Annotated in this window: 6 protein-coding genes; 1 reads left to right on the plus strand and 5 read right to left on the minus strand. The window is 71.7% G+C overall.

Going from position 1 to position 11,048, the window contains the following annotated elements; all coding sequences use genetic code 11:
- Positions 1 to 105 precede the first annotated feature (105 nt).
- Entirely contained in the window at positions 106 to 1,629 is a 1,524-nt protein-coding gene (locus tag FPZ41_RS08180; RefSeq protein WP_152860563.1) for an acyl-CoA synthetase, read from the minus strand.
- A gap of 206 nt (positions 1,630 to 1,835) precedes the next feature.
- Here FPZ41_RS08180 and FPZ41_RS08185 point away from each other — a divergent pair, with 206 nt between their 5' ends.
- Positions 1,836 to 4,253 carry a penicillin acylase family protein gene (locus FPZ41_RS08185; protein ID WP_152860535.1) on the plus strand — a complete coding sequence of 806 codons (2,418 nt, stop codon included), beginning with the start codon at positions 1,836 to 1,838 and terminating at the stop codon, positions 4,251 to 4,253.
- Positions 4,254 to 4,367: 114 nt separating this feature from the next.
- On the opposite strand, the gene FPZ41_RS08190 is transcribed toward FPZ41_RS08185, so the two are convergent.
- From FPZ41_RS08190 to FPZ41_RS08205, 4 genes are all read right to left on the minus strand, one after another.
- Positions 4,368 to 5,918 (minus strand): acyl-CoA synthetase, encoded by a 1,551-nt coding sequence (locus FPZ41_RS08190; RefSeq protein ID WP_322619956.1) that lies wholly within the window; start codon positions 5,916 to 5,918, stop codon positions 4,368 to 4,370.
- Positions 5,915 to 7,027: an NAD(P)H-dependent flavin oxidoreductase gene (locus FPZ41_RS08195; RefSeq protein ID WP_152860537.1), complete on the minus strand. Its 1,113-nt coding sequence runs from the start codon at positions 7,025 to 7,027 to the stop codon at positions 5,915 to 5,917. Before FPZ41_RS08195 ends, FPZ41_RS08190 begins: the two co-directional genes overlap by 4 nt.
- A gap of 60 nt (positions 7,028 to 7,087) precedes the next feature.
- On the minus strand, positions 7,088 to 8,728 hold the full coding sequence (locus FPZ41_RS08200; protein ID WP_152860539.1) for a phytoene desaturase family protein: 1,641 nt from the start codon (positions 8,726 to 8,728) through the stop codon (positions 7,088 to 7,090).
- A gap of 114 nt (positions 8,729 to 8,842) precedes the next feature.
- Positions 8,843 to 11,048: serine/threonine-protein kinase (locus FPZ41_RS08205; RefSeq protein WP_152860541.1), on the minus strand; the 2,206-nt coding region annotated here is incomplete at its 5' end.

Genomic DNA, 11,048 nt, shown 5'->3' on the forward strand with positions numbered 1-11,048 from the left:
ACAGGCTGCTGGTCCCGGCTTCGGCTGAGAATCCCAGCCCCCGGACTCAGCGATTCAGCCCCGCCCCGCTCCCTCCAACGTCACCCCGCACCCCCAGCGTCGCCGTCACCGCACATTCGAGCCCCGCTCCTCCGCGAACCGGTCCCGCAGCTCTCGCTTCAAGATCTTTCCGCTCGCGTTGCGCGGGAGTTCGTCCACGAACAGGACCCTCTTGGGGGCCTTGAAGCCGGGGAGTTTCTCGCGGGCGTGGGCCAGGAGGTCGTCCTCCGTCACCTCGCCGCGGGGGACGACCACGGCGGTCACGGCCTCGATCCACTTGTCGTCGGGGAGGCCGATCACCGCGACCTCGGCGACCTGATCGTGCGTGTAGAGGGCGTCCTCGACCTGGCGTGAGGCGACCAGTACACCACCGGAGTTGATGACGTCCTTCACCCGGTCGACGATCGTGAAGAACCCCTCGGCGTCGCGCACGGCGAGGTCCCCGGAGTGGAACCAGCCGTCACGGAAGGCCTCGGCCGTCTCGTCCGGCTTCTCCCAGTAGCCCTCGCACAACTGCGGCGACTCGTAGACGATCTCGCCCTGCTCCCCGTCGGGCACGTCCTGGCCGGACTCGTCGACGACCCGCGCCTCGACGAACAGCACGGGCCGTCCGCAGGAGTCCATCCGCCCCTTGTGTTCGTACGGCCCGAGAACCATGGCCAGAGGGCCGATCTCGCTCTGCCCGAAGCAGTTGTAGAAGGCCAGCTTGGGCAGCCGCTCCTTCAGCCGCTCCAGAACGGGCACCGGCATGATCGACGCCCCGTAGTACGCCTTGCGCAGTCCGCTCAGGTCGCGGGTGGCGAAGTCGGGGCGGTGGGACAGACCGATCCACACGGTGGGCGGGGCGAACACGCTGTCCGCGCGGCCGGTCTCGATCAGGTCGAAGAGCGTGTCGCCGTCCGGTGCGTCGAGGATGACGTTCTCGGCGCCCACCGCCAGGTACGGCAGCAGGAAGACGTGCATCTGCGCCGAGTGGTACAGCGGGAGCGCGTGCACGGGCCGGTCGCCCGCCTGGAGGTCGAGGGCGGCGATCGCGCTGAGGTACTCGTGCACGAGCGCCCGGTGCGTCATCATCGCGCCCTTGGGGAGCGCAGTGGTGCCCGAGGTGTACAGCAACTGTGTGACGTCCCCGGCGCGCGGCTCCTCCCCGTCGTACGGGGCGGTGGTGTCGAGCCGTGCGAGCAGTGAGTCGTCGGTGTCGCGCAGCGCCAGGGTGCGGACGGAGCCGGGAAGGCGGTCCGCCAGGTGCGGGTCGGTGAGGACGAGTGTGCTGCCGGACTGGTCGAGGATGTACGTCAGGTCGTCGCCGGTCAGGCTGTGGTTGACGGGGACGTGGACCAGCCCGGCGCGGGCGCAGGCCAGGAAGGCGATCAGGTACGCGTCCGAGTTGTGGCCGTAGGCGCCGACGCGGTCGCCCGGGGCGAGCCCGGTGTCGCGCAGCACCTGGGCGGCACGGGAGACGGCGTCCTCCAGCGCCGCATACGTCCAGGACCGCTCGCCGTAGTGGACCGCGACGCGGGCCGGGGTCCGCCGGGCGCTGCGCCGCAGCACCCCGTCCACCGTCACGCTGCGACCGGCCGCCACCGTCATGCCCTGCTCCTTCGTCCCGCTTGCCTTGGCGTGATCCTCGTTGCGCCGCAGGAGCAGGGTCAAGCGCGCCGCGCGCATGGCCTGAAGTGGCTCAACTTCGGCCAGGGGATGCTGAGTCCCCTTCAAGGAAGATCGCAGACAGCAACAACCGCTGGACACCACGGAACGCTCAACCGTCCCTGTTCTCAACGACATTGGGAGGCATCATGCGCACCCGTCTGAGACAGTTCGTCGTCTCGGCTGTCGCCCTGTTCACGGCATCGGCCATCCTGCCCTCGGCCGCCGCGGACGAGTCGGCACACGGGCAACGCCCGTCCCACGGCGGCCTGTCCGCCGACATCCGCTACACCGAGTACGGCATACCGCACATCGTGGCGGACGACTACACGAACCTTGGCTTCGGCACCGGCTGGGCGCAGGCCGCCGACGAGGTGTGCACGCTCGCCGAGGGCTTCGTGACCCTGCGCGGCGAGCGCTCGCGGCACTTCGGCGCCGACGCGGCCGCCGACGGCGAACTCTCGGCGGCCGGTACGAACCTGACCAGCGACCTGTACTTCCGGGGTGTCCGCGAGAGCCGCACCGTGGAGAAGCTGCTGGCCGAACCCGCCCCGGTGGGACCGAGCCGCGAGGTCCGGGACATGATGCGCGGCTGGGCGGCGGGCTACAACGCCTGGCTGAAGCAGAACAAGATCACGGACCCCGCGTGCGCGGGCGCCTCCTGGGTCCGGCCGGTCACCGAACTCGACGTGGCCGTCCGCGGCTACGCCGTCGCCGCGATCTCGGGCGAGGGACGCTTCGTGGACACCATCACGACCGCGCAGCCGCCCTCCGGATCCGCCGCCACCACCGCCGGCGGCTCGGCGGCCTCGCGCGCGCCTGTCGCGAAGGCTGTCGCCGGCGCGGCGCGCGAACTGTGGGGCACCGGCGACATGGGCTCGAACGCGGTCGCCTTCCGCGGCGACACGACGGCGAACGGGCGCGGGCTGCTGCTGGGAAACCCCCACTATCCCTGGCAGGGAGCGCGCCGGTTCTGGCAGTCGCAGCAGACGATCCCCGGTGAGCTGAACGTCTCGGGCGGCACGCTGCTCGGCATTCCGACGATCTCCATCGGGTTCAACGCGAACGTGGCCTGGAGCCACACCGTCTCGACCGGCATTCCGGCCAACTTCCACCAGCTGACGCTGGATCCGGCCGATCCGACGACGTACCTCGTGGACGGAAAGCCGGAACGCATGACGAAACGGAGCGTGACGGTGCCCGTCAAGGACGGCACGCCGGTGACCCGCACCCAGTGGTGGACCCGCTACGGCCCTGTCGTCACCTCCCTGAGCCCCCAGGTCCCGCTGCCGTGGACCACCACGAACGCGTACGCCCTGTACGACCCCAACGCGGCGAACCTGCGCTTCGCGGACACCTCACTCGGCTTCAGCAAGGCGCGCAGCACGGACGACGTGCTGAAGTCCCTCGCCCGGCACCAGGGCATCCCCTGGGTGAACACGATCGCCGCCGACCGCGCGGGGCACTCCCTCTACACCCAGTCGCAGGTGGTTCCCCGAATCACCGACGAGCTGGCGGAGCGCTGCTCGACGGCGCTCGGCAGGACGACGTATCCGGCGTCCGGGATCGCGATCCTCGACGGCTCGCGCGGCGACTGCGCCCTCGGCAGCGACCCCGACGCCGTACGGCCGGGCATCTTCGGGCCGTCGAGGATGCCGACGCTCAAGGACGCGCCGTACGTGGAGAACTCGAACGGCACCGCCTGGATGACCAACGCCGACCGGCCGATCACCGGGTACGAGCGGATCTTCGGCACGGTGGGCACCGAGCTCGGTCTGCGCACCCGCGGCGGCATCGAGGACGTGGCGGCGATGGCCGAGCGGGGGGATCTGACCGTAGGTGACCTGCAACGGCAGCAGTTCGCCAACCGGGTACCCGCGGGTGACCTCGCCGCCGAGGACGTGGCGCGGGCGTGTGCCGCGCTGCCCGGCGGTACGGCGACGGGCAGCGACGGCAAGGCCGTGGACGTGTCGGGGGCGTGCGGGGTGATCAAGGCCTGGGACCGCACCATGGACACCGGCAGCCGGGGAGCGCTGCTCTTCGACCGGTTCTGGCGGAAGCTGCCCGCCGACCGGCTGTGGAAGGTGCGGTTCTCGGCGGCGGACCCGGTACGTACGCCGAACACACTGAACACGGGCGCACCCGAATTCGCCACGGCCCTCGCCGACGCGGTGGCGGAACTGCGGGCCGCGGGCATCCCCTTGGACGCGAAGCTCGGCGCGCACCAGTTCGTCGTCCGTGGCGGCAAGCGCGTCCCGGTGCCCGGCGGCTCGGGGAGGGCCGGGGTGTGGAACGTCCTTGAGCCCACGTGGAACGCGGCCGGCGGTGGCTATACGGAGGTGCCGTTCGGCTCCAGCCACCTCCAGGCGGTCGGCTGGGACGGCAGCCGCTGCCCGGTGGCACGCACCCTCCTGACGTACTCCCAGTCGTCGAACCCGAACTCGCCGCACTACAGCGACCAGACGCGGCTGTTCTCCGGTGAGCGGTGGGTGACGTCGCGGTTCTGCGAGAAGGACATCCTGAACTCGCCGAAGCTCAGAGTGGTCCGGGTGAGCGAACAGCGCTGAGTCGTGTGAAGCGCGCTGAAGTGCGGGAGTGTGGTGCCGCTGCCCGTGGCGGCACCACACTCTTCCCACTCCCCCGGGCCGGGCTCCGCACATCGGCCGGCGCCAAGGCGACTGTCACACCGTCCTGGCCCGTCCCTCCCAGTACGGCTCGCGAAGCCGTCGTTTGTAGAGCTTGCCGTTGGGGTCGCGGGGCATTGCCTCGATGAAGTCGACGCTCTTGGGGCGCTTGTATCCGGCGAGCCCGCGCGCGCAGTGGTTCAGGATCTCCTCAGCGAGCGTCGGGCCGGGCAGGAATCCCGGGGCGGGCTCGACCACGGCCTTCACCTCCTCGCCCCAGTCGTCGTGCGGGATGCCGAACGCGGCCGCGTCGGCGACGGCGGGGTGGGTGAGCAGGGCGGCCTCGATCTCGGCCGGGTAGATGTTGACGCCTCCGGAGATGATCAGGTCGATCTTCCGGTCACGGAGGAAGAGGAAACCGTCCTCGTCGAGGTAGCCGAGGTCGCCGACGGTGAAGAGGTCGCCGATGCGGTTCTTCTTCGTCTTGGTCTCGTCCTTGTGGTACGAGAATCCACCGGTGCTCATCTTCATGTAGACGGTGCCGAGTTCACCGGGCGGCAGTTGGTTGCCGTCGTCATCGAAGACGGCGAGCTCACTGATGGGCCAGGCCTTGCCGACGGTGCCGGGCTTCTTCAGCCAGTCCTCGGCGGTGGCGAAGGCACCGCCTCCCTCGCTGGCCGCGTAGTACTCCTCGACGCTGTGGCCCCACCACTCGATCATGGCCCGCTTCACATGGTCCGGGCAGGGGGCGGCACCGTGGATGGCGTGCCGCATGGACGACACGTCGTACGACTGCCTGATGTGGTCCGGCAGGGCCAGGAGGCGGTGGAACTGTGTGGGGACCATATGGGTGTGCGTGCACCGGTGGGTGTCGATGAGACGGAGCATTTCCTCCGGTGTCCACTTGTCCATCAGCACCAGCCGGTGCCCGATGTGCAGGGACGCGCCCGCGAACTGCAGGACCGCCGTGTGGTAGAGCGGCGAGCAGACGAGGTGGACGTTGTCGTCGTACGGCTGGATGCCGAAGATGGCGAGGAAGCCGCCGAGGTACGACTCCTCGGGGAGCCTGCCGGGCAGCGGGCGCCGGATGCCGCGCGGGCGGCCGGTCGTGCCCGAGGTGTAGTTCATGACCCAGCCGAGAGTGCGGTCCAAGGGCGCCGACTCCGGCTGTCCGTCGAGGAGTTCGCCGTACGGGCGGAAGCCCTCGACCGTGCCGACCGCGTACCGGTGGCTGCCGGGCAGCCCGGCCTCGTCGGCGGCGTGGTGCGCGGCCTCGGCGAACCTCTCGTGCGCGATCAGCACCTTGGCGCCCGAGTCGGACACGATCCAGGCGATCTCGGGGCCCACGAAGTGGTGGTTGACGGGGACGAGGTAGAAGCCGGCCTGGCTGGCGGCCAGGTACGCGGTGAAGAACTCCACGCCGTTCGGGAGCACGACCGCGAAGGCGTCGCCGCGTTCCAGTCCGGCCGCGCGCAGCCCGTGGACGAGGCGGTTGGCGTCCGCGTGGAGGCGTCCGGCGGTCCACTCCTCGCCGTCGGGCGCGACGATGACGGTGCGGTCCGGGTCCGCGGTGGCCTGGGCCCAGAAGCCGTGGGGGGCTTGGCTCACTGTTCGGTGCTCCTTCCGGCGATCCGGTTGACGCGGTCGACGGCCTTCTCGAAGCCGCGCGTGAGGTCGTCGAAGACCGCCTGGACGCTGCGCTCGCTGTTCATCCGGCCGACGATCTGCCCGACCGGGGTGCCGAGGAGCGGCTCCACCTCGTACTTCTGGATGCGGGAGACGGCCTCGGCGACCAGCAGGCCCTGCAGCGGCATGGGGAGGGCGCCCGGCCCCTCGGGGTCGTCCCAGGCGTCGGTCCATTCGGTACGGAGCTGGCGCGCGGGCTTTCCGGTGAGCGCGCGGGAGCGGACGGTGTCGCCCGATCCGGCGGCGAACAGCTTCTCGATCAGCCTGGGTGAGGGGAGCTCGGCCTCGGTGGTGGTCAGCCATATGGAGCCCAGCCACACACCCTGGGCGCCGAGAGCGAGTGCTGCCGCCACCTGCCGGCCGCTGCCGATACCGCCGGCGGCCAGGACGGGCAACGGGTCGACGGCGTCCACGACTTCAGGGGTGAGCACCATGGAGGCGATCTCTCCGGTGTGGCCGCCGGCCTCGTAGCCCTGCGCGACGACGACATCGATGCCCGCGTCCGCGTGCTTGCGGGCGTGCCGGGCGCTGCCCGCGAGCGCGGCGACGAGTACGTCCTGCTCGTGGGCGCGGTCGATGACGTCGGTGGGCGGTGAGCCGAGCGCGTTGGCGAGCAGCTTGATCGGGTAGTCGAAGGCGACGTCGAGCTGGGTGCGGGCGACCTGCTCCATCCAGCCGGTGATGCGCCACCCGGAGGTCTCGCCCTCGGCGAGTTCGGGCACGCCGTACCGGGTGAGGGTGTCCTTGACGAACTGCCGGTGGCTCTCCGGGATCATCGCCTCGACGTCGGCCTCGGTGACGCCTTCCACCTTCTTGGCCGGCATGACGACGTCCAGGCCGTACGGTCGGCCGTCGACATGGGCCTCGATCCAGTCGAGGTCACGTTTGAGTTCGTCGGGGGCCGTGTAGCGGACCGCGCCGAGCACCCCGAAGCCGCCGGCCCGGCTGATGGCCGCGGCGACGGCGGGGAACGGCGTGAAGCCGAAGACGGCGTGCTCGACTCCGAGTGTCTTGCTCAGCTCCGTCTGCATGGGCGCAGGATGCCGCAGTCCTCCGGACGAAGGAAGGGGTTTCCTGATGCCCCGTCAGATTTATGGCGACGGATCCCGGCCCGCCACGGCGGCGCCCTGGTCTTCCAGTACCGCCATCGCCGCGTTGTGGCCGGGCACCCCGCTGACTCCGCCGCCGCGCACCGCGCCCGCGCCGCACAGCAGGACGTTCGGGTGTCGGGTCTCCACACCCCAGCGGCCGGTGCCGTCCTGGGCGTAGGGCCAGGAGAGCTCGCGGTGGAAGATGTTGCCGCCCGGCAGCCGCAGGCCGTGCTCCAGGTCGAGCGGGGTCTTGGCCTCGATGCACGGGCGGCCGTCGGCGTCGGTGGCCAGGCAGTCGGTGATCGGTTCGGCGAGGTGCGCGTCGAGCTGGGCGAGGGTCGACTTCAGCAGTTCCTCGCGCACGGAGTCGTTGTCGTGCGCGAAGAGCCGGGCAGGGGTGTGCAGGCCGAAGAGGGTGAGCGTCTGGAAGCCCTGTTCGACCAGGCCGGGGCCGAGGATGGTCGGGTCGGTGAGGGAGTGGCAGTAGATCTCCGAGGGCGGGGCCGCGGGCAGCGTACCGGCCGCCGCCTCGGCGTGCGCGATCGCCAGTTGCTCGTAGCCCTCGGCGATGTGGAAGGTCCCGGCGAAGGCGTCGCGCGGGTCGACCGATGTGTCGCGCAGCGCTGGCAGCCGGGTGAGCAGCATGTTGACCTTGAGCTGCGCTCCCTCGGCGGGAGTGGGCGGCTCGTCCCCGATGAGGGCGGCCAGTTCCTGGGGGGAGGCGTTCACCAGGACATGGCGGGCGGCGACCACGCCCTCCGCGTCCGCCGTGCGGTACGTGACCTCGGCGGCCCGCCCGTCGGTCTCGATCCGCACCGCCTCGTGCCCCGTGGCGAGCACGGCACCCGCGTTCCTCGCGGCCGTGGCCAGCGCGTCGGTGAGGGCGCCCATGCCGCCGACGGGTACGTCCCAGGCGCCCGTTCCGCCGCCGATCACGTGGTAAAGGAAGCAGCGGTTCTGTGACAGGGCGGGGTCGTGGGCGTCGGCGAAGGTGCCGATCAGGGCGTCGGTGAGGACGACGCCGCGGACCAGGTCGTCGGTGAAGCGCTCCTCGATGGCCACGCCGATCGGCTCTTCGAAGAGCGCCCGCCAGGCGCCCTCGTCGTCGACGCGGGCGCGCAGCGCGTCGCGGGTGGGCAGGGGCTCCGTCAGGGTGGGGAAGACCCGCTGGGCGACTCGGCCCGTCATGTCGTAGAAGCGCTGCCAGGCCTCGTACTCGCGGTCCGAGCCGGTCAGCCGCGCGAACGCCTCCCGCGTGCGCCGCTCACCACCGCCCACGAGGAGTCCGGTGGGGCGCCCGTCGCGTTCCACGGGCGTGTACGAGGAGATCGTGCGCCCGCGGACCCTGAAGTCCAGGCCGAGGTCGCGGACGATCTTCCGGGGCAGCAGGCTGATCAGGTACGAGTAACGCGACAGCCGCGCGTCGACCCCGGCGAACGGCCGCGTGGACACGGCGGCGCCCCCGGTGGTCGCCAGCCGCTCCAGCACGAGCACCGACCGACCGGCGCGGGCGAGGTAGGCGGCGGCGACCAGCCCGTTGTGGCCGCCGCCGACGATCACGGCGTCGTACGACCGGCGTCCCCCACGGACGGATTCCACACGCACGGATTCCTCAGGTACGGATTCCTCATGTACTGGCATGGCTCTGTGTACTGGCATGGCCCTTGGTAACACGCGGCGATCCGGACCGGCCAGAGGGACGGGGCAGGTGGCCCAGCGACTGCCGGGAACCCCGGTGCCCTGCCGGACCGTCCCTCAGGGCTGCTGTCGCAGCGCCGCCACTCTGCGGTACAGCTCCACCGCCTCCGTGCCGCGTCCCAGCTGCTCCAGGCAGTGGGCCTCGTCGTTGCGGCTGGCGAGGGCGTCGGGGTGGGCGGCGCCGAGGACGCGCTCGCGGGCGTCGGCCACCCGCCGGTACTCGGTGAGGGCGTCGGGCCAGCGGCCGAGCCAGCCCAGGCCGACGGCGACCTCACGGCGGCTGACCAGGGTGTCCGGGTGGTCGGGACCGAGGACGCGCTCGCGGATGGCGGACACGTCGCGGGACTCGGCGAGGGCCTCCTCCCAGCGGCCGAGCCGGCCGAGGTTGACGCCGAGGCCGTGGCGGGCCCGCAGGGTCTCGGGGTGGGCGGGGCCGTGTACGCGGGTCCGGTCGTCGACGAGGGCCCGGTAGAGCGTGAGCGCGTCGGCGCTGCGGCCGAGCCGGCCGAGGCTGATGCCGACCTCGTAGCGGCTGGCGAGGGTGTCCGGGTGGTCGGGGCCGAGGGCCTGGGCGCGGGACTCGGCGACCTCCTGGTACATGCGCAGGGCCTCCGGCCAGCGCCCCAGCTGGCCGAGCAGGTAGGCGACCTCGTACCGGGTGACGAGGGTGTCGGGGTGGTTCGGGCCGAGCACCCGGGCGCGGGCGAGGGCCACGTCGGAGGCCATCTCGTACGACTCCTCCAGGCGCCCCAGCCGGCTCAGGTTGAAGGCGAGGTTGTGGCGGCAGCGAAGCGTGTCGGGGTGATCGGGCCCCATGACGTGCTCGCGCGCCGCGAGGACGGAGGCGTACGCCTGGTGGGCCTCGAAGTGCCGGCCCAACTGGCCGAGCACGTACGCCGTTTCCTGCCGGACGGTGAGCGTGTCGGGGTGGTCGGGGCCGAGCGCCCGCTCCCGGATCCGGGCGACGTGCGTGTACTCGCGCAGGGCGTCGGCGGGGCGGCCGGTGCGGCTGAGGGTGAAGCCGACCTCGTAACGGCTGGCGAGGGTGTCGGGGTGGTCGGGACCGAGGACGTGCTCGCGTTCGGCGGCGACCGCGCGGTGCACCTCGCCCGCCTCCGTCCAGCGGCCGAGGCGGCCCAGGCTGAGGCCCGCGTTGTGCCGGCCGGCCAGGGCGGTGACGACTTCCGGTGGCGGGGTGGGGCGTTCGGTGCGGACGGGTTCCTCGGCACGGCCCGTGGCGGGGCGGACGATCCAGTCGCCGGTGAGGCCCGCCGAGGCGTCCGGCGGGGTGGTGCGCAGTCCTCTGCCCGCCGCCTTGTGGCCCGTGGTCATACCCCGGGTCCAGGACGGCAGGCGGGGCTCGCGGGACAGGGGCTGCTCGGGGCGCGGCGGGGCCGACGGCGCGACCAGGTGCGCCTGAGCCGAGGACGTGACGGGGCGCGACACGGCCGTCGGGACGCGGAAGGACGCCGTGCGGCCCTCATGGATCCTGCGCCCCAGCTCCCGGGCGTCCTGCGGTCGTTCTCCCGGCTGCTTGGCGAGCAGGTCCAGGATGATCCGCTCCACGTACCCGGGCAGTTCGGAGCGGTGGCTGCGCGGCGGCTCCGGCGGGGTGTCGCGGTGGCCGACGAGGACCGCCCACGCGTCGTCGAGGTCGAACGGCGGTACGCCGGTGGCGATCTCGTACAGCACGCACCCGAACGAGTACAGGTCGCTGCGGTGGTCGACCTGGTCGCCGCCGATCTGCTCCGGCGACATGTAGTGCGGGGTGCCCATGGCGATGCCGGTGCCGGTGAGGCGCGAGGTGAAGCCGATGTCGTGGCCGAGGCGCGCTATGCCGAAGTCGCAGATCTTCACCGTGCCTTCGGTGAGCCGCATGATGTTCGCGGGCTTCAGGTCGCGGTGCACGATGCCCTGCTGGTGGGTGTACGCGAGGGCGGCGGCGGCCTGGTCGGCGATCTCGACGATGTCGTCGACGGGCAGCGGGTGCTGCTTGTTGTCCTCCAGGAGCTGGCTGAGATTACGGCCCTCCAGGAGCTCCATGACGAGGTAGAGCACCCCTTCGGCCTCCCCGAAATCGTGGACGACGGTCACTCCGCGGTGCTGAAGTGCGGCGGCCACACGGGCCTCGCGGCGGAACCTCTCCCGCAGGACCCGCGTGAAGGCCTGGTCGTGCTGCGTGTTCAGGGGATTGAGGCACTTCACGGCGACGTGCCGGCCCAGTGACTCGTCTCTCGCACGCCAGACCTCGCCCATCCCACCC

Source organism: Streptomyces acidicola (assembly GCF_009377235.1).
Lineage (GTDB): Bacteria > Actinomycetota > Actinomycetes > Streptomycetales > Streptomycetaceae > Streptomyces > Streptomyces acidicola.